A 20,271-nucleotide genomic window follows, 5' to 3' on the forward strand; every position below is an offset into this window, starting at 1 on the left:
AGCGGACTTGAGCAATGAGATCAGCGAGAAATACAAGATATCTCCCTATTTAATCATCTTCCCTCTATATGTTGGCATGGTGGGAATCGGCATTCTTTCTTACCAAAGGGCTCTCATTAAGCATGCCGGTTATAACGCGTGGATCTCGGTTATTTTAACGGGGATCAGCATTCATATTCTTCTATGGATGATCTATAAGCTATTGTCAACAACCGAAGGGGCACATGATATAGCCGCCATTAATAACAAGCTGTTCGGCAAATTTTTGGGCAGCTTTTTTAATGCGGCCATTGTGATTTATTTTGTTCTGGGCGCTTTCGTCAAGTTCAAAGTGTATATCGAGCTAATTCAAGTCTGGCTGTTTCCCAGCATGAATTTTCTATACGTCAGCATCGTTATTTTATTGCTTGTTTACTACACCGTATCGGGAGGTCTCCGTACCGTAACGGGCATTGCGGTATGGGCGACGATCATTTCGTGCGTGTCGATCATCCCGCAGGTTTTGCTTGCCTTTCCGTATTTGCATCCTTTAAACCTGCTGCCGTTATGGAATCACTCCGTATCCGACATTCTGCTTTCTTCCGAAGATATGGCTTTTAATTTTCTCGGCTTCGAAATCCTGCTTTTGTTTTATCCGTTTATAAAAACCCCGGAAAAGTCGCAGAAATGGGCGCATCTTATCCTCTTTTTGGTCATCTTGTTGTATGGGGTCATTTTGGTTCTGGCCTTTATGTTTTTCACCGAGGAACAGCTGCGCCATACGATCTGGCCGACCTTGAATATGATCGGGATCTTTGAAGTGCCGCTGCTTCAACGGCTTGAATATATAGCGATCTCCTTATGGTTTATCAAAATTATAGCGGGCATTTCCATCTATATTTGGGCGGCTTGCCGCGCAACCAAGATTGCCTTTCGCATAAGGCCGCGATTGTTTTTGGTCTTGAGTCTTATCGCGATGGCGATACTCTGCGAAGCCATTAGAGACCACAGAACCGTTGAGAAGCTGGCGGATATTTATTCCAAGGTGGGACTCTATTTTATATACGTCTATATCCCGTTTGCATTCCTTTGCGTTCTGCTTCGGAAGAAGGTCAGACAGCTACGCGGGAAAAGTTAACTTATTTGAAACGATCATTCCTGAAAGTGTTGACACGGAATTCATATTCGGCTAGCATACTGAGCAGGGGATGATTAAAAAAATGTCCAGAGTAAAAACATTTCAGATTGAAGAGACAATCGATAAGGCGATTGATGTATTCCGGGAAAAAGGCTACCAAGGAACATCGATGCAGGACTTGGTCAGCGCATTGTCCCTGAACCGTAGCAGTATTTATCAGACGTTCCGCAGCAAGGAAGAGTTGTATTTGGTATCGCTGGACCGTTATGGTGACCAGACGAGCGACATTACGGCGATTCTATACGAGCCGGGTACCTGCAGGGAAGTGCTGATGCGGTTTTTTGCTAAATTGATTGAACATAACAGCGTCAGAACGTGTTTGCTGGTTTATGCTTCTTTGGAGATGGGCGAGCATCCGGAGGTCCGCGAAAGAGTCAGCACCAACAACAACTTAAGAGAAAGAGCGTTTTTTCAATTGCTGTCACGGGGGACTGCCAACGGTGAAATTAAGGGTAACCCTAATTTGCGTGTTCTTTCGCAATACCTTGTAAATGTGGCGAACGGTATAACGGTTACTTCCGCATCTGCTGGCAGGAATACGTTAGATAACATATTAGAGATGTCTCTTTTTTTCCTGCGCTAATTTTTTTTGCTCTAAATTGGAATGATCGTTCCCTTAAAATATATCTTAACCTTATTCAAAAAGGAGAGTAAATAAGATGAATTCAAATAAATTGCAAGGCAAAACGGCATTTGTGACAGGCGGATCCCGCGGCATAGGGGCATCCATTGTTAGGCGGCTGAGTCAAGAGGGAGCGGCTGTAGCGTTTACTTACGCGAATTCCGTTGAAAAAGCCAATGAACTAGTTACAGAAATTCAAACGGCAGGCGGGAGAGCTTTAGCGCTTCAAGCAAAAGGCGAAGATATCGATTCCGTGAAATCCGCTGTTGGAGAGACCATTCATGAATTTGGCCATCTGAATATATTGGTTAACAATGCCGGTATTCTGGATGTAAAGCCGTATGATCAATTCACCATGGAGGATTTCGACAGAACCGTTACCGTCAATATCAAAGCGGTGTTTGCCGCCATTCAGGCAGCCGGTCCGCAAATGCGGCACGGAGACAGAATTATTAATATTGGCAGCGTAAATGCCGATGTGACCGGATTCCCCGGCATGAGCCTGTACAGCATGTCCAAAGCGGCGGTTGCCGCGATGACCCGCGGTCTGGCCAGAGATCTGGCTCCGCAAGGCGTGACCGTCAATAATATCCAGCCGGGTCCGGTGGATACGGACATGAATCCCGCTGAAGGAGAGATGGCCGCAATTTTGAAAAATGTCATTGCGCTCGGCCGTTATGGAACGGTAAACGATATTGCCAGCTTAGTAGCCTTCTTATCGAGCCCGGAAGCCGGCTATATTACCGGAGCATCGCTGGATATTAATGGAGGATTTATGATCTAAACCCTTCCGCGAAGACCCTCTAACGAATAAGGGATCATGTTCCGATACAAAAGGTGAAGTCAAATCTGGAATGGAGGGAAATGATGGATATTCCGGCTATGTCCGTTGCTTTGTCCCAAAGCAAGCTTATGAACGAGGTTGGAATCAGCGTGCTCAAGATGGCGAAGGACCATTCGACGGAGCAGTCGCAGCAGCTGATCCAAATGATGGCGCAAAGCGTGCAGCCCCATTTGGGCGGCAATATCGATTTGAAAGTGTAACAGGAAGAGAAAGGCCGCCTTGAGCGTCGATTAGACGAGAAGGCGGCTTTTTATTTTACGCTGATTTAATAAAAATAATCCTTTACAGGACACCAAAAGGTGTTATATTATAAAATCAGAAAAGGACACCGTAAGGTGTCTAATTTAATGAGAAACATCCAAACAAAACAAGGGAGAGATTTCAACATGCATATTTTAGCCATTATTATTCAAAGCTGGCTGCTATTCTCGATGATTTTCTTCGGAATTACAAAGCTTACGGGAGCTAAACATCAGGTAGAGCTGTTTGATTCGATCAAGCTGCCGCAGTGGTTCCGCGTGGTTACGGGACTTGTTCAGCTGCTTGGGGCTGTCGGACTCCTTATTGGCTACTGGTATCCCGGCATGGCGGGCTGGTCGGGGGTTTGGATTGGAGTTACCATGTTATTAGCGATTCTGTCGCATTTGAGAGTAAAGCACCCGTTCGGCAAGATGTTCCCGGCTGTTCTGAACCTTGTTATAGCTGCCGCGGTTGTTCTTCTGTTTGCAGGAGATTTGGCTCACCCCTTTGGCTAAGCCCCAGTACATTTAATGAGGCCGGTACGCGCGATTCTTTCGTCGTACCGGTTTTAATTTATATAGATTTTACAAACCATAGGACTCTTTCTAACAAAAAAATAGTAAAATTATCACTATATTCTGACGACATCTTATCCTAGACTTAAGATTGATATTCCTTTCCCTCTAGGAGGACATCGCCGGATTCATTTCCTGGCATAACGGTGATTAAGTATAGGTAGTCCATTCGGATGCAATCCAATTATGTGAGGAGAGGTAGAGATGACAGAAAAAAACGCTGGCAAGAAAATCGTGCTGGAGCCGGAGGCTTTGAAATTCGCGCAGGATACGGCAAATCCGCCATATTTGTTCGACCTTGGTCCGGAAAAAGGCCGCGAAACGGTGGACAACGTTCAAGCGGGAGATATTGAGAAGCCGCCTGTCGATATCACCGACCTGACCATTGAGGGCGGACCAAGCGGGCAGGTGTCCATTCGCATTCTGCGCGCTCCAAATACGGCAAAGAAGCTGCCGGCTATTCTCTATATTCATGGCGCCGGCTGGGTGTTCGGCAATGCCCATACGCATGACCGGCTTATTCGCGAGCTGGCAGCTGGGGCGGAGGCCGCCGTTGTTTTTCCGAATTACAGCTTGTCTCCGGAAGCCAAATACCCGGCTGCGATCGAAGAAATTTACGCAGCCCTGCAGTGGATAGCGGAGCACGGCGATGAGCATGGCCTTGATACAAGCCGGCTTTATGTGGCGGGGGACAGCGTTGGCGGCAACATGACGGCTGCCATAACGATTATGGCAAAGGAACGCAAAGGACCTCAGATTCATAAGCAGCTGCTGTTCTATCCGGTAACGGATGCAGGTAATGATACGGAATCCTACAAGGAATTCGCGACGGGTTATTTCCTTCGCCGGGACGCTATGGCCTGGTTCTGGGATCAATATACGACAAATCAAGAGCAGCGGAATGAAATCTATGCCTCTCCGCTGCGCGCGACAACCGAGCAGCTTAAGGGCTTGCCGCAAGCTCTAATCATTACGGGAGAAGCGGATGTCCTTCGCGATGAAGGCGAGGCTTATGCCAATAAGCTTCGCGAGGCTGGCGTGCGGGTCACGCAAGCGCGTTTTCAGGGGACGATTCACGACTTTGTCATGCTGAATGCCCTGGCAGACACGGCGGCCGCCCGCGGAGCGATGCTGCTGGCGAACGCGTGGCTGAAGGAATAGCCGTTTAACCTTTCGCAACGGTAAAAATTTGATTGCGCCAACGATGCGCAGGCAGGAGAATGAACATGAACAATATTGCTATTTTTGGCTTTGGACGGATCGGCAGACAGCTTCTTCGCGTAGCTTTGGAAAATGAGCTGTTTGTCCCCGTATCCATCTCGGATATTAAAGACGAAGCAACGCTCGCGGCTCTGTTTGAGGTCGATACGAACTACAAGCGTTGGCCGGAGCCTGTGGCAGGCACGGAAGGAACGATTAGAATCGGCGACCGTTCCATTCTTTATTTGAACTCGTCGCAGGAAATACCGAACTGGAGCGAGCTTGGCGTCGGGCTTGTTATTGATTGCACGGGACGGGCGGTAACTAGACAGGTAGCGGAGCTTCACCTGGAGCGCGGCGCGAAGCGCGTTCTCGTCAGCGGACCAAGCAAAACCCTTGACGACTGCGATGCGGTATTGCTGAAAGGAATCAATCTAGACAGCTTTGATCCGGACAAGCACAAAATCATCAGCATGGCGAGCTGCACGACCAATGCGCTCGCTCCGGTCGTCAAGCTGGTCCGTGAAAACTTCGGCATTCAATACGGCTTATTCTCCACGGTGCATTCCTATACGAACACCCAATCGCTGACCGATCAGCCGATGAGAGACCGCAGGGATTCCTGGGCAGCCGCGGAAAATATTATCCCGTCCTCTTCGGGTGCGGCAAAAGCGCTTAAGTTTATTTGGCCCGATCTGCAAATTACGGGTAAAGCTTACCGGATTCCGACACGCACCGGGAGTATCGCGGAGCTGAATCTGGTTACGGAGAAGCCGTGTACCGCCCAGGAAATTAACGATATGTTCCGTAAAGCCGCGCAGGAGGGTCCGCTTAACGGAGTGCTTGATGTGCTGGAAGGAGAGTGGGCTTCCTCGCGTATCGTAGGGGATTCCCATTCTTCGATTATCGACCTGCCGCTGACCCATGTACAAGGCGGACTTTTATCCGTTGCCGCCTGGTATGACAACGAGTGGGGTTATGCCTCACGCCTCGCCGAAGTAGCGGCATTTTTAGGCCGTCAATAATGCGAAATAGGAACCCGCTTTCTCCAAGGAGAAGGCGGGTTTTTTTATTTCCAGAACAGGGTTGTCGCAAAAAGATAAACGGTTCGTCGCAATCGTTCATTGAAAAGGAATGAAAAACCAGTACAATCAATAATGAAAATCATTATCAGGAATGAAGAAGAGGGGATCGGAAATTGAAAAGACGCAATTTAGGTTTCTGTTCGTTGTTTATTTGTTTAGCTCTCATGCTGGCAGCATGCGGTTCCGGAGGAAATAACGCTAACGCGCCAAGCAGCACGCCGTCAGAAGCTCCAGCAGAGGAAGCGCCGGGCAATTCTGAGCCAGAAGGCGGAAGCGCCTATCCCGTCACGATTAAGCACTTGAAAGGTGAATATAAACTCGAGAAGAGGCCTGAAAAAATCGCGGTGCTGGATACCAAGTTTGTCGATCAGCTGATTGCGCTGGACGAGCAGCCGGCGGGAAGCGCAACCGCCGCCGGATCGGATACGGATTTTCCGGAATATTTGAGCGACCGCCTGGCAGGAGACGTCAAGTTGTTAGGCACGCGGGATAAGCCGAACTTGGAAGCTATTCTGGCTATGCAGCCGGATTTGATTCTGATGACCGATTTCCAGGAGGAAGCCTACGCGAATATTAGTAAAATCGCGCCAACCATCGTGCTGGATTTCGATGAGGACTGGCGCGCTACCCTGGATACCATGGGCACAATCATGGGTAAGCAAGCAGAAGCCAAGGCTGTTCAGCAAGCCTATGAGGAAAAAGCAACCAAGCTGAAGGAGCAGCTTGCGGCCAAGCTGGGCGAGGAGACCGTTGCCCTAATCCGTCCAAGAATCGAAGGCATTCGCGTGCATACGCCGGATCACCGGACGGGAGCTATCCTTTATAACGATTTGGGATTAAAGGTACCGGCATCCGTTGCGGCGGTTGACGATACCGCCTATGAGCTATCGCTGGAAGCCGTAAGCGAGATTGGCGCGGATCATTACTTCCTGTTGTCAGATGCGATGTTTGCGGATGCGGTTAAGGAACTGGAAAGCACGAATATTTGGAAATCGCTGGATTCGGTAAAAAACCATCATGTCTACAAAGCAGACAGCACATTGTGGATTGCTTACTACGGGCCAATCGCCAACAGCCTGATAATTGAACAAGCCGCGGAAGCGTTGCTAGGCCAGCAATAGAATGGATCCGTTTCTTGTATCCGATGCCTGGGCGGAGCTGTCCTGCGATTATAGCCTGACGGTTGGGGAGGCTCCGGAGCATAACATTAAGCAGCTCGCATTAAGCGAGCTGCTTAATGCGGAGCCGCGAAGAGCTTATATGGATTGGCTGATGAACCATATCGGCGCTCCGAACAAAAGCGTCGCTGCATCCATGCTGGTAAAGAGAATAGCCAGCCTGCTTGTAGCTCCGGTGCTTGGCGCGATGACCTATTACAATAAGGGGATAGGCATTACGCTGGAGCACAGCCGGCTTTTTCATAAGGAAGCATCCATTTCCGGAACCCCCTTTCCGTTTATGGCGCTAACCGAAGTTATGGTTACAGCGCCCGATCCCCTTAATAGAGCAGCGTGGCGCGCGGAAGTTATTCAACAGTTATTTGGAGAAAGCCTGACCCCGATAATAAAGCTAGCAGCCGCGGAAGGTCCGGTATCGATGGCCATTCTATGGGAGAACGTCATGGCGCGTATCGCGCCTATATATGGCGATGACCAGGATCATGATGACGAACTCAGCCGAAGGTTAAGGGAGGATTTTCTCTATATTGCGAAGGAGGCTCCGGGAGAGCGGTTTGGCATGCGGAAAAACCCGTTCGCTTCCTTTGCGGAGATCAGAGACGGTTGTTGGCTCACGGGAAGAAGCAAGCGTCTGACCTGTTGTCTGTATTATCAAATGGCACCCGAATATTGCTCGAAATGCCCTAAACTTTAAACGAGTTGGAGACTTCTAATTGACTATGAAAATCATTTTCAATTAAAATAATCTAGACAATAGGTTTGGAGAGGTGTCAAATGCCATTACAGGAACATTTATCGTTTTGGAACGATATTGCGGTCAGAGTGCTTGACGTTCGGCGGGAAATCCTGCTTCCGGGCAGCCAGCTTCAGCGTTTGCCGGAGAATATGCTGTTTTTTGCATGGAGCGGTTATGGCAGCCTGCTAATTGACGGAACAACGTACTCCATAAGCCCCTTTTCAGTCCGCCATGCGGGCAAAGATGCAGCCATCAGCATGGAAGCCATTACCGAACCAATCGAATATACCGTCATCTATTACAGAGCCGAGCTCATGCCTTCTGCGGGAGGGGAGCTCGCCGCTGTTGAGGAAGCGCTTTTGCAAATGCCGTTTGGAATTCAGCCTTCCAAGCGGCTGTCGCTGCATCAGGTCGTGGAACAGCTGGAGCTCAAATGGGGCATGAGGCAAGGCATCGAAGTCTTCCATGCCAATGCGCTTCTGCAGGGTCTGCTTTACGAGCTGCTGAAGCAGCTGCTGGCGGAAGGCTATCAGACGCCTTCGGAAGCGGTTGCCATTGTAATGAAGCACATTGACGCAAACTATAATAAGCCGTTAAAACTGGACGTTCTAGCCGGACTGGTTCATTGCAGCTCAAGGCAGCTGCAGAGATGGTTTAACGGGCAGAAGCAGCTGGGCCCTATGGAGTATGTCATTAAGGTCAGAATGAGCCACGCGGCCGAGCTGCTCCGGCATACGGACGCAACGATTCAGGAAATTGCGATAAGCATTGGCTATCGTGATCTGTATTATTTCAGCAGAGCCTTTAAAAATTATTACGGGATCGCTCCGCAGGACTTCCGCCGTACCTCTCTGGCAGGCGAGGTTTACGCATTGGCTGCTTCGCAAACCATAGATGACGCGGCCGTCATTAAGCATAGAAAAGGCGAGCTTCGGCTGCAGCGGCTGCCTAAGCGGATTGCGGTGCTTGACGTTCAATACGCCGACCAGCTGTTTACGCTGAAAGAACAGCCTGCCGGCAGCGTAGGGATCGGAGGCGCTGAAATTTCCTGCTTCCCGGATTATTTGCAGAACAAGCTGGGTCAATTTACGGTGCTTGGAACCTGTGAGCGGATCGATATGCATGCCCTTGCAGAACTGCAGCCTGACCTGATCGTCTGTACGGATTTGCATGAGAGGCTGTATCCGAAGCTTTGTCAATTCGCGCCTACCCTTCTGTTTGACCGGAATGAGGATTGGCGCAAGATACTGGGCATTTTTGGCGTCATCACGGGTAAAAAACAGGAAGCGGAGCGAATCTTAATGGCGTATAGGGAGAAGACGGAGAAACTATCGGACATGCTTGCCGACAAGCTGAGAGGCCAGCATGTAGCGATCATTCGTCCGCGCGAAACGTCCATTCGCCTGCATACGGCATCCCACCGTACCGGCGCAGTCTTGTACGCGGATTTGAGGCTGCCTGCTCCCTTTTATATAACGGGGGAATCCGTCTCGGATACGGCCTACCATATCTCGATTGAAGATCTGCCCGGCGTGAACGCCAATCATTATTTCCTGCTAAGCAACGACATGTTCAAGGAGCAGGTCTTGAGCATGCAGCGAAGCATGGAGTGGAACTCGCTTCATGCCGTGAAGCAGCAATGCGTGTACACCGTGGATGCCTCGACCTGGATTGGCTCTTACGGTCCAACGGGAATTAACCGTATTGTCGATGAGGTAGCGCAATCCTTGCTTGGCGCCTGAAATTGGCCTAAATGGCCTATATTGACAACCGAAGCGTTTATGATATATTAATCTCATGGTTTTACTTGGAATTAAATGGCACCTATTGAATGAACCATCCAAACAATTGAACCGCTGACCGGGCAACCGGAAGCGCAGAAGACCAACGCTTGTTGTGGTCGGCTGCGCTTTTTTGTTTATTCCCGGGTACAAGAGAAAGGGTGAGAGAGATGCCGGCATTAGAAAAGCTTCGATTCGAGAATGTGGCAAAAAGCTTTATCGTGCGCGATCCGAAACAAAAAGGGGCGACGCAGCCATTTACGGCGGTTAAGGACTTAAGCTTTACCGTTAAGGAAGGCGAGTTTATTACCTTGGTAGGACCAAGCGGCTGCGGAAAATCAACCCTGCTTGATCTCATTAGCGGTTTATCGCTTCCTACTAGCGGGCGTATTTACATGGACGGGAAGGAAATTACCGGCCCCGGTCTCGACAGAGGGATTGTTTTTCAGCAATATGCTTTATTTCCCTGGAAGACGGCAAGGGGGAACATTGAGTTCGGACTGGAGGCCAAAGGCATTCCGAAGCAGGAGCGAAAGGAATTGGCGGAGCATTTTCTGGCGTTAGTTGGATTGAGCGCATTCGCGAACCGGTATCCCCACGAATTGTCCGGAGGCATGAAGCAGCGCGTAGCGATTGCCAGAAGCCTTGCATTTAACCCGGATGTTCTGCTGATGGATGAACCGTTTGCGGCGCTGGATGCGCAAACCCGGGAAACCTTGCAAAGCGAGCTGCTCCGGATCTGGCAGAAAACGAAAAAAACGATTATTTTCATCACGCATGGCATTGACGAAGCGGTATACCTGGGAGAACGCGTTGTGGTTCTGACTCCCGGTCCGGGTACCGTGAAGAAGATCGTCGATATTCCATTGAAGCACCGGTTGGATGATGCGGATATCCGCTCCAATCCGGAGTTTGTCAAGGCGCGGCACGAGGTATGGAGCCTGCTGCACGAGCTGGAATACCAAGGCGCGTATATTTAACGGATTTACGAAAGGAGCGTATCGAAATGGAAAATGTTAAAGCGGTTCCTAGACCCCTGCAAAGCAGAAGAGTCAAACTGGGCGTCTCGCTTCATATCCGCAAGCTGTTCAAGCAGTCTATCGTTCTGATCTTGCTGGCCCTCGTCTGGCAGATTGCTCCCCTTGCGGGCTTCGCGGATCCGGCTTTCCTGCCCCCGTTCTCCGATGTCATTCAGGCGCTCTGGAATTTGATATTGTCCGGCGAGCTGTTCCATCATTTTGCGGCGAGTATGGTTCGTTCGTTAAGCGGATTTGCGTTAGCCCTTGTTATCGCCATCCCGTTAGGGCTTGCGATTGGCTGGTATCCTCTTGCCAGGGAGCTTCTCAATCCGGTGATGGAATTGTTCCGCAATACAGCGGCGCTTGCTTTGCTTCCCGTGTTTATGCTTATCCTCGGAATCGGAGAGACGTCCAAAATCGCCATTGTCTTGTTTGCCTGCACGTGGCCAATCCTTCTGAATACGATCGCAGCCGTAGGCAACGTTGATCCGCTGCTGATCAAATCAGCCCGGTCCATGAATCTCTCGTCATTCAAGCTGTTCCTCAAGGTCATCCTGCCGGCGTCGGTTCCAACGATCTTTACGGGAATCCGGATGGCGGGAACCGGAGCGATTCTCGTCCTTATCGCCGCCGAGATGGTAGGCGCCAAGGAAGGTCTCGGCTACCTCATCACGTATTCCCAATATAACTTCCAAATCCCCGAAATGTTTGCCGGTATCCTCACGATCGCTTTGCTTGGCTTGTTGATTAATCAGGGATTAAGCGTGCTGGAACGCAAGTTGTCCAAATGGAAGCAGCATGCATAAACGAAGCGGTTCTTTTTTTGCTCCAAAGTCTATTAAAAATATAGGAATACTAGGAGTGTGGAATATGACCAAAAAACAAATGAAGCTGGGAGCCTTCTTTAACTTGCCGGGCCATCATGTGGCTAGCTGGCGTTATCCGTCTACGGATCCTCGCCGGACCTTGGATCTCGAGTACTTAAAGGAGCTGGCGCAGACGGCGGAGCGGGGCAAATTCGATATGATTTTTCTCGCGGATATCCTTGGTCTTAAGCGTTTGGGCAATTTCGCGACCTCTACGATCAAGCTTGATCCGCTTATTATTATTTCGGCCCTAGCGGCCGTCACGCGGAATATCGGTCTCACGGCGACTCTTACGACCACTTACAACGAGCCGTTCCAGGTAGCGCGCAAGTTCGCGGCTATCGACCATTTGTCAGGAGGGCGTGCGGGCTGGAATGTGGTAACCTCGGGCAACGAGAAGGAAGCGCAGCTGTTCGGCAAGGAAAAGCATCTCGAGCATGCGCGGCGCTACGAGAGGGCGGAAGAGTTCGTTGAGCTGACGAAAAAGCTTTGGTTCTCCATTGAAGAGGATGCGCTTGTTATCGACAAGGAGAATGGCCGGTTCCTGGACGTTGACAAAGTTCACCCCGTTGATCACCAAGGGGAATGGTTTAAAGCGCAGGGTCTGCTGGATGCTCCGTCGACGCCGCAAGGTTATCCCGTCATTGTGCAGGCGGGATCCTCCGAGGCGGGGAAAGAGCTCGCCGCGAAGACGGCCGAGGTGATATTTACCGCCTGGCAGACGCTGGAGGAAGCGCAGGCCTTCTATCGGGACGTGAAAGGACGTCTTGCCAAATACGGACGCCAGCCGGATGACCTGAAAATTATGCCGGGCGTGTTCATCACGGTTGCTCGCACGGAAGCCGAAGCGATTGCGAAGCGTAAAGAGTTAAACAGCTATATTTCGCCAGAGGTTGGTCTGGAGTACTTATCGAATTTTATCGGCGTCGATTTGAGCGGTTACGACGTGGATGCTCCTCTTCCGGCAAGCGGGGAAAGCGAGGACAAGACGAACCCGCAGACCCGCACGAATATTATTCGGGCACTCGCGGAGCGGGAAGGCTTAAGCACGCTGCGCGAGGTGTACGAATTTATCGCGGGTGCGCGTGGGCATCGGGAAATTGTAGGCACGCCGGCTCAGATCGCGGATCAGTTGGAAGAATGGTTCTTAAACGAAGGAGCCGACGGCTTTAATATGATGCCGCCTACGTTCCCGGAAGGTTTAAACGACATTGTTGAGCTTGTTATTCCGGAGCTGCAGCGCCGCGGATTGTTCCGTACGGAATACGAAAGCCATACGCTGCGGGGGAATCTGGGTTTATCTATTCCGGTTAATCCCTATCGCAAGCAGCCGCAGCAATCGCATGAATAAATACGAAGAGGTCGGGAGAGGGTCTTATGAAGAAACGATTTACTCACGTTCATGCATTTCTGTTAACGATGGGCTTAGTTAGCGCTTTGCTTGCAGGATGCTCGGAGAGCAAAGCCAAGCCGGGGGAAGAAGACAAGGTGCTTCAATACAATTCGGCGCCGGGAAGCGTATCGTTTCCGGAGCTGGCGAAGGATTTGGGGTACCTGGGCGATTTGGAGCTGGAATCGATCGGGAGCACGACGGGCGGACCGGAAAGCATTCAATTAACGGCAACCAAACAGATTGATTTTGGCTCGGCTTTTAACGGGGCGATTATCAAATCCATCTCGCAAAACGTAAAGATTAAATCCGTTATCGGCTCGTACGGCAGCGATAAGAACACTTACATCGGCGCTTACGTGCTGGCTGACAGCCCGATTAAATCGCCGAAGGATTTTATCGGCAAAAAAGTCGGCGTGAATACGCTGGGGGCCCACTTGGAATTTGTTACGAAGGATTATTTAAGGAAAGGCGGCTTAACCGAGAAGGAGATCGAACAAGTGACGCTCGTGACGATCCCGTCCGCGAATGCCGAGCAAATTCTCCGCAGCAAGCAGATTGACGTTGTGCTCATGAGCGGTATCGCAAGAGACCGTGCCCTGGACAAAGGGGGCATCGTTGAGCTCTTTAAGGATACGGACGTTTATAAGACCGAATTTACGGCAGGCGATTATTTCTTCCGGGAGGAGTATATCAAGAATAACCCGGACACGGTGAGGCAGTTTGTTGAAGGGGTGGCCAAGGCTATTGAATGGGCGCGCACGACCCCGCGGGAAGAGGTCATTCGGAGGTTCGAGGCGATTATCAAGAAGCGTGACCCCAACGAACCGACCGAAAACCTGAAATATTGGAAGAGCACCGGGATTGCGCAGGCCGGAGGCGTCATAACGCCGGGAGAATACCAGGTCTGGATTGACTGGCTGGTCGCTAACGGCGATTTGAAGAAAGGGCAGGTTAAGGCGGAAGACTTGTATACCAACGAGTTTAATTCCTACGCCAAGAAATAAGGAAAACCTGAATATATAAGAAGAGATGGAGTGGTGAAGATGACGGTAAGACAAATGAAGCTAGGTGCTTTTATCATGCTGCCCGGACATCATGTGGCGAGCTGGAGACATCCTGATTCCGGGGCGGACCGTACCTTTGATCTAGCGTATTTATCGGAGATCGCCCGCACGGCGGAACGCGCTAAGTTCGACATGATCTTTTTCGCGGACGGCTTTGGCTCCAATCTGAATAAGCATTCCAGCTCCGCGCTTAAGCTGGATCCGGTTATTCTAATCTCGGCGCTTGCAGCCGTAACAGAGAAAATCGGATTAGCCGCTACCTTAACAACCACCTATAACGAGCCCTTCCATGTCGCACGCAAGTTTGGCTCGATCAACCACCTGTCGGGCGGCCGCGCAGCCTGGAATGTCGTAACTTCCGCTAATGACAAGGAGTCCTTCCTTTTTGGCAAGGATAAGCATTTGGAGCATGCGAGCCGTTACGAGCGGGCGGAGGAATTTGTTGAGCTTGTTCAGAAGCTGTGGCAAACCATAGACGCCGATGCGCTTGTTATCGACAAGGAGCAAGGACGGTTCCTGGATGTTGATAAAGTGCACCCTGTCGATCATGACGGCAAATGGTTCAAAGTAACGGGCACGCTCGATAATCCGGCCAGCCCGCATGGCAATCCGGTTATCGTGCAGGCCGGCTCATCCGAGTCCGGCAAGGAGCTGGCGGCCAAGACGGCCGAGGTTATCTTTACGGCGTGGCAGACGCTGGAGGAGGCGCAGGCTTTTTACCGAGACGTGAAGGGTAGGTTGGCCAAATACGGACGTGAAAGAGACGAGCTGAAAATTATGCCGGGCGTCTTTATTACGGTCGCCAAGACCGAAGAGGAAGCGCTGGCGAAGCAGAAGGAGCTGAATGGCTACATTCTGCCGGAGGTTGGTCTGGCTTATCTGTCCGGATTTACCAATATCGATTTGTCCGGTTACGATGTGGATGAGCCGCTGCCTGATATAAGCTCGATAGAGGATAAGACCAATCCTCGCATCCGGTACAATATTATCCGGGAAATAGCAAGGCGCGAGAATTTAACTTCGATCCGCGCCGTGTACGAACGAATTGCGGGGGCTCGCGGACACCGCGAAATCGTCGGAACGCCTTCGCAAATTGCCGATCAGCTGGAGGAATGGTTCCTGAATGAAGGAGCGGATGGCTTCAATATCATGTCGCCGTATTTCCCGGGCGGATTCGAAGACATTATCGAGCTTGTCATTCCGGAGCTGCAGCGGCGGGGACTGTTCCGTACCGAATACGAGAGCAGCACGCTGCGCGGGAATTTGGGTCTGCCGCTTCCCGGGAAGAAGGCGGAGAAGGATAAAGCGGCAGTTAGCCGCTAAACGCTAAAGCAATCGGGAAAGGCTCTACGGCCCAGGTTAAGGTCCATAATGTATTGGGCCTTAACCCTCCTTCGCCCGGGCAAGAAGAAAGGGTACGCAAAAAGCCCGGCATCGCCGCAGTGCGTTATTGATTTGGCGTTCTTTTTATCTGTAACCTGTCGTATTCGCCGGTTTGCCCGCCTCAATAACCTCAACCAGATAAGGCATGCAGTTGGGCTGCGAACCGTCCACATCCGTGAAGCCGTACACCTGCGCAAGCTGGCCGCTTGACAGGGATTGCCCATTCCAACGGCTTGCTTCCGGATCTCCCGCAAGGGCAACGACGGCACGTCCCACATAGCGGGGCGATTCGGAAATAATAAAATGGGGCTCTTCGGCCGCGGCATCCCGCCAATTCTCCTCCGTTACCTTAAAAATCTCCAGCATGATTTCGGAACGAAGCCAGCCCGGCGTCAAGGAAACGGCCGTGCATGCATGGGGCTTCACTTCTTGAGCCAGCGCCCAAGCCATGCGATTGATAGAGTTTTTGACCAAATCGTAATACATCGACAATCGGTAATGATTCTGATTGTACTCGGCCGTTCCGTCCGTCATCTCGACAATCAACCCGTTCTTATTCTTGATAAGAAGAGGAAGAACAAAATGGCTCGTAATCAGATGGGTATCAATGGCGAGCCTTAGCATGCGCAGCCCCTTCTCGAGCGAATGCTCCCATACCGGAATATTCCATTCCACGAGATTCTCGCCGCCCCATATATCATTGACCAGAATATCAAGCCGTCCATGCTCCCGCTCAATGCGGTTCGCCAAAGCCTGTACTTGTTCGGGGACCAGATGATCCACCTGTACGGCAATTCCTTGTCCGCCCGCTTTCGTAACAAGCTCCGCTGTCTCCTCGATGGTTTCCGGCCGGTTGTATTCGGATACTTGCGCCCGCGTCGTGCGCCCCGTGACATACACCGTTGCGCCTGCCGCTCCCAGCTCTATGGCAATGCCACGCCCGGCGCCCCGCGTTCCTCCTGCTACAAGAGCGATTTTTCCATGTAAAGGTTTCATCTCCATATAAGCCTCCTGAATATAAGTGTGTGCCTTTATTGATTCTTTCCTCATTGTAAACTATAATGACGACATCTTTTGTCATATATAAAATAAAACGAAGGTGAATGCGAAATGAGGGCGGACCGCCTGCTTAGCATTATGATTTTGCTCCAGAATCATGAAATTATGACGACCAGGGAGCTTGCCAAAAAGCTCGAGGTATCGGACCGGACGATTCTTCGCGATATGGATGCGCTTAGTCTGTCTGGCGTGCCTGTCATAGCGGACCGGGGGAAAACAGGCGGATGGAGGCTGATGGATCATTTCCGGAGCTACTTAAGCGGCCTGAAGCTGGAGGACACAAAGGCTTTATTTATTCTTCCGGCCGAACAAATGCTGAAGGATTTAGGCGTGGAGATTAAGGGGCTGGATATCCGTCAGAAGCTGCTGGCCTCCTTGCCCGATGCCTCCAAGAGCGAAGCGTTGCGTTACATGGAGAAAATCTATATGGATACCGGAACGTGGAAGCCTGCCGCGGACAAGAATAAAGCGCTGCTCACGATTCAAAAAGCGTTATGGGAAGATGCCAAGATCAACATAGCTTATCAGAAAGCCGACGGAACCGGCTCGGAAAGAACGGTTAGTCCTTTGGGGCTGGTAGCGAAGGGCAGCTCCTGGTATTTGGTTGCCATGAACGAAGACGGAAACTACCGGAGCTTCCGGGTGTCGAGAATCAGGAAAGCCGAAGCAACCGGAGAATTATTTGAGCGGCCTGCCGGGTTCGAGCTTGCGGAATACTGGAAGCAAAGCAAGCTGGATTTTGCCGGTTCGCTTCCTACGTTTGAAGTGCAGGTTCTCGTACATCCGTCGATTATCGGACGCCTTACCTTCACGGACCGGTTTGTCGAGAAGGTCGACATGGCTGCACCGGCCGTGGACGGGATGATGCCGGCAACGCTTCGCTTTAATGCGGAGCAGGAGGCCGTGGAATATATATTAGGTTTTGGCGGGGCCATTAAACTCGTTAAGCCGGAATATTTGATTAAGAGGATCGTGAATCAGGGAAAAGCCGTAATCGCCCTATACGAATAACCAAATTTACAATATGCGCAGGCTCTATAAAGCTGGCCGACGGATCAAGCAAGAGAGGGTTTCAATCGTCACTCGAATGACGATTGAAACCCTCTTGCTTTACAGGAAGAGCCGTTAGTTTTCAGTGAATAGCAATTGGTCTATATTCGGGCCGCTTGTCCCTGTTGTCTCCAGACGAATCGTATGTTCGCCGGCTGTCAGATCCAGGCTGTAAGCTGCCACGGACCAATTCAAATTCCAGTGCCCTGTTCCGGGGAAGCTCAAGGTCGTTATTTCTTTGCCGTCGACGATCAATTTCATTGAACGGCTGCCGCTGCCGTTCGCATAAGCGAATTTCAGCGTGTAGTTCGCTTCCGGAACGTCCGCCGTCCATTCGATATAGCCCGGGCCGTTATTAAAGTTCGAATAGCCGCTTCCATTCCAGCCGGATCCGTAGGAGGTTGTCGTAATACCTGCGCTATGAGCGGCATCCTCCGCTTGCAACGCCTCATCGAATGGACCAGGAGTCGGCGGCACGGTCACCTCCGTCGCTATAACGGCATCCAGGTTGATATAGGCCGTACCGACGGTTTCCACAGTAATCGCATGACTGCCCGACGTCAAATGAACCGCTTGCTGCACGCTGCTCCATATGGTGTTCCAGCTGTTCGTGGTTGGCATCGTAACGGACGGATTCACGACAACGCCGTCAATCGTAAGCTTAATCGCCGCGCTGCCTCCGCCATTGGCGTATTTGATATCAAGCACATAGTCATTCTCGGCCGAAATGTTCACATTCATTTGCACGCTGCCAGGCGCATTCATAAAGTTTACAAAACCGCTTCCCGTCCAGCCGCTGCCAAGCGTTTTTACTTGAGCGGTGCTGTTATAGGTACCGTCCTCGGCTTGAAGATTAATTTCCTGAAGGCCGGACAGCTGGAGGAAGCCCATAACAATTTAAACGAGCTGTATGAGCAGATCAAGGCGCGCGCCAAGCTCAGCGAAGAGGTTATTTTCCGAACGTATAGTCTTATTGTCGAAGATATTTTGCGGAGCTTGAATGAGCTGAACATGAATACGAATCAGCTTGTTGGGCCCAACCACAATCTGTTCCGCGAGCTTGCGGCAAAAGAAACGATTCATGCCATCCATCAGTGGACATGCGGCATCGTACGGAAAATAAGCGAAGCTTTGCAGCAGCAGCTAAAAAGGAACGGCTATATTGAAATCGTGAAGGCGTACATGGACCAGAATTATCATCTCGATCTGTCCGTTGAAACGATTTCGGAGCAGGTTAATCTTCATCATGCTTATTTAAGCCGCATGTTTAAGCAGGAGGTAGGCAAAACTCTCCTCGAATATCTGACCGTAAAACAGCTTGAGGCCAGCAAGGTGCTGTTAAGGGAAACGGATCACACCATTACTGAGATCGCGGCCAATATCGGCTACAACAACGCGAACAGCTTTATCCGCTTTTTCAAAAGGTACGAGGGATTAACGCCGGGGGATTACCGGAAAGCGAACGGCTGAACCAAAAAACGCAACCGGTTTGGTTGCGTTTTTTGGTATGGAATTAGGCCGGGAACAGGTCGAAGCAGTCGAGCTCCCCGTAACCTTCCCCTTTGGAAAAACGGATTTTGTTCCAGCCGGCGTTTAACGTGACACGCGCGACGGAAGCCCCCCAGTTCTCCCAGCCTTTATTCGTAATGTAAAAGTTGCTTGAGCTTGAATTATTGATCGTCATAATCCAATAGGACCAGTCCAATCCAGCAGTGCCATTGCCGGTGCGCGCGGACAGCACATAATTTCCCGCCGTTGCCGCATAGACGTCAAATTCTACATAACTGTCTGCCGTATCGATGTGACCGGCTTTGCTTCCGCCCGAACCGTTCGGGCTGGAGGAAGCGTAAGCGGCTCCTCCGAATACGCCGGCTTCGCCTTCATAGCGGGTGCGGGTCGTGTCACCTGAAGGGATCGCAATTGGCGTATTCGGGGCTGCCGGGGATCCGAGATTTGGAGTATTGTCGGCGTTCCAGGTAAACCTCTGGGCACGGATTTCTCGGTTCCACCCGCTGCCGGCGTATTTGGCCGTGTGATAGACAATCCAATCCTCCGTTCCATCAGGAGATTTCGTGAAAGAATGATGACCCGGGCCATACAAGCCGTTGCCGGATTTGAAGATGGACTGGCCGCGCTTGGTCCATGAAGAAGCCTGCAGCAGGTTGCTGCCCGTATTTGCGGTAATCAGCCCCAAGCAATAGCCGTCCGTCCAGCTTCCGCTAGCCGAGTAGACAAGACTGATCACGCCATTGCGGACGATGACTTGCGGCCCCTCGTTAACCGAAGGGGAAGTATTCGTCTCCCATGAATAGGTCGGATGCGCGATTTCAACCCGGGCCGAGTCGATCGTCCACGGATTGCTCATATGGGCGATATACAGCTTTTGCGAGACATTTGTTGTCCCTTCCCAGCCTGACCATATGAAATACAGATTGCTATTTACTTGAAGCACGGTTCCGTCGATCGCCCAGCGGTTCGTCGAGTCGGTAATTTGTCCCTTGTTCACCCATGTGCCCGTCATGGGATCGGCGGAGGTATTTTCCAGAACGTACATGCGGTGATTGTCGTTATTGCCGTCATCCTTGGCGTAATAAATGTACCAGGCACCGTTGACGTAATGAATCTCGGGAGCCCAGACATTGCAGCAGCCGGTCGAGATCACTCTTTTGGTCCCGGCGTCAACGCCCGTAAGCGAGCTGGATTTCCAGATGGTCACGTCGCCGCCGGTTGTTTTCGTGAAGTAATAGAAGCCGTCGGTATGCTTGTAGATCCAAGGGTCCGCGCCGTCCTGGAAAATCACGTTATAAAAGCTGCTGCTTTGCGTTGAGGGAGTTGCGCTTGCCGCACCGGGCAGAACAAACAGCAACAACAGGAGTAGAACCAAGCCTTTGACACCGCTTTCAAAAAACTTCGATTTCATCAATACACCAGCCCTTCGCATTGAGTGTGCGTTCATGTATAGTTAATCATTTCCGGTCAGGGAGAAACAGGACAGGATT

The 20,271-nt window shown here is 51.0% G+C and carries 20 protein-coding genes; 17 read left to right on the forward strand and 3 right to left on the reverse strand.

The genetic code is table 11. From position 1 onward, the window contains the following. The first annotated feature begins 7 nt into the window (after nucleotides 1-7). From FHT67_RS02140 to FHT67_RS02210, 15 genes are all read left to right on the forward strand, one after another. Complete coding sequence (locus FHT67_RS02140; protein WP_167195217.1) at nucleotides 8-1,117, forward strand: GerAB/ArcD/ProY family transporter; 1,110 nt, start codon at nucleotides 8-10, stop codon at nucleotides 1,115-1,117. An 82-nt stretch (nucleotides 1,118-1,199) separates the two neighbouring features. After that, entirely contained in the window at nucleotides 1,200-1,760 is a 561-nt protein-coding gene (locus FHT67_RS02145) for a TetR/AcrR family transcriptional regulator (protein WP_132303467.1), read from the forward strand. Between the two features lie 76 nt (nucleotides 1,761-1,836). Beyond that, nucleotides 1,837-2,583: a 3-oxoacyl-ACP reductase family protein gene (locus tag FHT67_RS02150; RefSeq protein WP_132303469.1), complete on the forward strand. Its 747-nt coding sequence runs from the start codon at nucleotides 1,837-1,839 to the stop codon at nucleotides 2,581-2,583. Between the two features lie 53 nt (nucleotides 2,584-2,636). Next, nucleotides 2,637-2,843 carry a YjfB family protein gene (locus tag FHT67_RS02155; protein WP_481856665.1) on the forward strand — a complete coding sequence of 69 codons (207 nt, stop codon included), beginning with the start codon at nucleotides 2,637-2,639 and terminating at the stop codon, nucleotides 2,841-2,843. Between the two features lie 186 nt (nucleotides 2,844-3,029). Further along, entirely contained in the window at nucleotides 3,030-3,398 is a 369-nt protein-coding gene (locus FHT67_RS02160) for a DoxX family protein (protein ID WP_132303471.1), read from the forward strand. Between the two features lie 264 nt (nucleotides 3,399-3,662). Beyond that, nucleotides 3,663-4,619: an alpha/beta hydrolase gene (locus FHT67_RS02165; protein WP_132303473.1), complete on the forward strand. Its 957-nt coding sequence runs from the start codon at nucleotides 3,663-3,665 to the stop codon at nucleotides 4,617-4,619. A 65-nt stretch (nucleotides 4,620-4,684) separates the two neighbouring features. Then, complete coding sequence (locus FHT67_RS02170) at nucleotides 4,685-5,683, forward strand: type I glyceraldehyde-3-phosphate dehydrogenase (RefSeq protein ID WP_132303475.1); 999 nt, start codon at nucleotides 4,685-4,687, stop codon at nucleotides 5,681-5,683. A 203-nt stretch (nucleotides 5,684-5,886) separates the two neighbouring features. Continuing rightward, nucleotides 5,887-6,864, forward strand: coding sequence for an ABC transporter substrate-binding protein (locus FHT67_RS02175; RefSeq protein WP_243866867.1), 978 nt, complete (start codon nucleotides 5,887-5,889; stop codon nucleotides 6,862-6,864). A gap of 1 nt (nucleotide 6,865) precedes the next feature. After that, nucleotides 6,866-7,615, forward strand: a complete 750-nt coding sequence (locus FHT67_RS02180; RefSeq protein ID WP_167196808.1) for an IucA/IucC family C-terminal-domain containing protein — start codon at nucleotides 6,866-6,868, stop codon at nucleotides 7,613-7,615. A gap of 80 nt (nucleotides 7,616-7,695) precedes the next feature. After that, nucleotides 7,696-9,399, forward strand: coding sequence for a helix-turn-helix domain-containing protein (locus FHT67_RS02185; protein WP_167195220.1), 1,704 nt, complete (start codon nucleotides 7,696-7,698; stop codon nucleotides 9,397-9,399). Nucleotides 9,400-9,608: 209 nt separating this feature from the next. Beyond that, a complete protein-coding gene (locus tag FHT67_RS02190; RefSeq protein WP_207918087.1) occupies nucleotides 9,609-10,418 on the forward strand; it encodes an ABC transporter ATP-binding protein in 810 nt (269 codons plus the stop codon). Between the two features lie 26 nt (nucleotides 10,419-10,444). Next, entirely contained in the window at nucleotides 10,445-11,263 is an 819-nt protein-coding gene (locus FHT67_RS02195; protein WP_167195223.1) for an ABC transporter permease, read from the forward strand. Between the two features lie 64 nt (nucleotides 11,264-11,327). Further along, entirely contained in the window at nucleotides 11,328-12,674 is a 1,347-nt protein-coding gene (locus FHT67_RS02200; protein WP_167195226.1) for an LLM class flavin-dependent oxidoreductase, read from the forward strand. Between the two features lie 26 nt (nucleotides 12,675-12,700). Next, a complete protein-coding gene (locus FHT67_RS02205; protein WP_167195229.1) occupies nucleotides 12,701-13,720 on the forward strand; it encodes an ABC transporter substrate-binding protein in 1,020 nt (339 codons plus the stop codon). 39 nt (nucleotides 13,721-13,759) lie between these two features. Then, nucleotides 13,760-15,103 (forward strand): LLM class flavin-dependent oxidoreductase, encoded by a 1,344-nt coding sequence (locus tag FHT67_RS02210; RefSeq protein WP_167195232.1) that lies wholly within the window; start codon nucleotides 13,760-13,762, stop codon nucleotides 15,101-15,103. Between the two features lie 144 nt (nucleotides 15,104-15,247). Here the strand turns inward: FHT67_RS02210 and FHT67_RS02215 are convergent, their stop codons facing one another. After that, nucleotides 15,248-16,159 (reverse strand): SDR family oxidoreductase, encoded by a 912-nt coding sequence (locus FHT67_RS02215; protein ID WP_132303489.1) that lies wholly within the window; start codon nucleotides 16,157-16,159, stop codon nucleotides 15,248-15,250. A 114-nt stretch (nucleotides 16,160-16,273) separates the two neighbouring features. Between FHT67_RS02215 and FHT67_RS02220 the strand changes: the two genes are divergently transcribed. Then, complete coding sequence (locus FHT67_RS02220) at nucleotides 16,274-17,233, forward strand: helix-turn-helix transcriptional regulator (RefSeq protein ID WP_167195235.1); 960 nt, start codon at nucleotides 16,274-16,276, stop codon at nucleotides 17,231-17,233. A 114-nt stretch (nucleotides 17,234-17,347) separates the two neighbouring features. Here FHT67_RS02220 and FHT67_RS02225 read toward each other — a convergent pair whose 3' ends face one another. Continuing rightward, entirely contained in the window at nucleotides 17,348-18,163 is an 816-nt protein-coding gene (locus FHT67_RS02225; RefSeq protein ID WP_167195238.1) for a carbohydrate-binding protein, read from the reverse strand. Between FHT67_RS02225 and FHT67_RS02230 the strand changes: the two genes are divergently transcribed. Beyond that, nucleotides 18,119-18,742 (forward strand): helix-turn-helix transcriptional regulator, encoded by a 624-nt coding sequence (locus tag FHT67_RS02230; protein WP_167195241.1) that lies wholly within the window; start codon nucleotides 18,119-18,121, stop codon nucleotides 18,740-18,742. The genes FHT67_RS02225 and FHT67_RS02230 overlap by 45 nt on opposite strands. A 43-nt stretch (nucleotides 18,743-18,785) precedes the next feature. On the opposite strand, the gene FHT67_RS02235 is transcribed toward FHT67_RS02230, so the two are convergent. Further along, on the reverse strand, nucleotides 18,786-20,192 hold the full coding sequence (locus FHT67_RS02235; protein ID WP_167195244.1) for a family 43 glycosylhydrolase: 1,407 nt from the start codon (nucleotides 20,190-20,192) through the stop codon (nucleotides 18,786-18,788). Nucleotides 20,193-20,271 lie beyond the last annotated feature (79 nt).

It is taken from the genome of Paenibacillus sp. BK720 (assembly GCF_011761545.1).
In the GTDB taxonomy this organism is placed as follows: domain Bacteria; phylum Bacillota; class Bacilli; order Paenibacillales; family Paenibacillaceae; genus Pristimantibacillus.

Bases quoted from the DNA above. Each gene is read 5' to 3' on its own strand.
- FHT67_RS02195 (WP_167195223.1), top strand. From the start codon at position 10,445: ATGGAAAATGTTAAAGCGGTTCCTAGACCCCTGCAAAGCAGAAGAGTC.
- FHT67_RS02150 (WP_132303469.1), top strand. From the start codon at position 1,837: ATGAATTCAAATAAATTGCAAGGCAAAACGGCATTTGTGACAGGCGGA.
- FHT67_RS02220 (WP_167195235.1), top strand. From the start codon at position 16,274: ATGAGGGCGGACCGCCTGCTTAGCATTATGATTTTGCTCCAGAATCAT.
- FHT67_RS02225 (WP_167195238.1), bottom strand. From the start codon at position 18,163: ATGGGCTTCCTCCAGCTGTCCGGCCTTCAGGAAATTAATCTTCAAGCC.
- FHT67_RS02235 (WP_167195244.1), bottom strand. From the start codon at position 20,192: ATGAAATCGAAGTTTTTTGAAAGCGGTGTCAAAGGCTTGGTTCTACTC.
- FHT67_RS02200 (WP_167195226.1), top strand. From the start codon at position 11,328: ATGACCAAAAAACAAATGAAGCTGGGAGCCTTCTTTAACTTGCCGGGC.
- FHT67_RS02205 (WP_167195229.1), top strand. From the start codon at position 12,701: ATGAAGAAACGATTTACTCACGTTCATGCATTTCTGTTAACGATGGGC.
- FHT67_RS02160 (WP_132303471.1), top strand. From the start codon at position 3,030: ATGCATATTTTAGCCATTATTATTCAAAGCTGGCTGCTATTCTCGATG.
- FHT67_RS02210 (WP_167195232.1), top strand. From the start codon at position 13,760: ATGACGGTAAGACAAATGAAGCTAGGTGCTTTTATCATGCTGCCCGGA.
- FHT67_RS02165 (WP_132303473.1), top strand. From the start codon at position 3,663: ATGACAGAAAAAAACGCTGGCAAGAAAATCGTGCTGGAGCCGGAGGCT.
- FHT67_RS02170 (WP_132303475.1), top strand. From the start codon at position 4,685: ATGAACAATATTGCTATTTTTGGCTTTGGACGGATCGGCAGACAGCTT.
- FHT67_RS02185 (WP_167195220.1), top strand. From the start codon at position 7,696: ATGCCATTACAGGAACATTTATCGTTTTGGAACGATATTGCGGTCAGA.
- FHT67_RS02190 (WP_207918087.1), top strand. From the start codon at position 9,609: ATGCCGGCATTAGAAAAGCTTCGATTCGAGAATGTGGCAAAAAGCTTT.
- FHT67_RS02215 (WP_132303489.1), bottom strand. From the start codon at position 16,159: ATGAAACCTTTACATGGAAAAATCGCTCTTGTAGCAGGAGGAACGCGG.
- FHT67_RS02145 (WP_132303467.1), top strand. From the start codon at position 1,200: ATGTCCAGAGTAAAAACATTTCAGATTGAAGAGACAATCGATAAGGCG.
- FHT67_RS02180 (WP_167196808.1), top strand. From the start codon at position 6,866: ATGGATCCGTTTCTTGTATCCGATGCCTGGGCGGAGCTGTCCTGCGAT.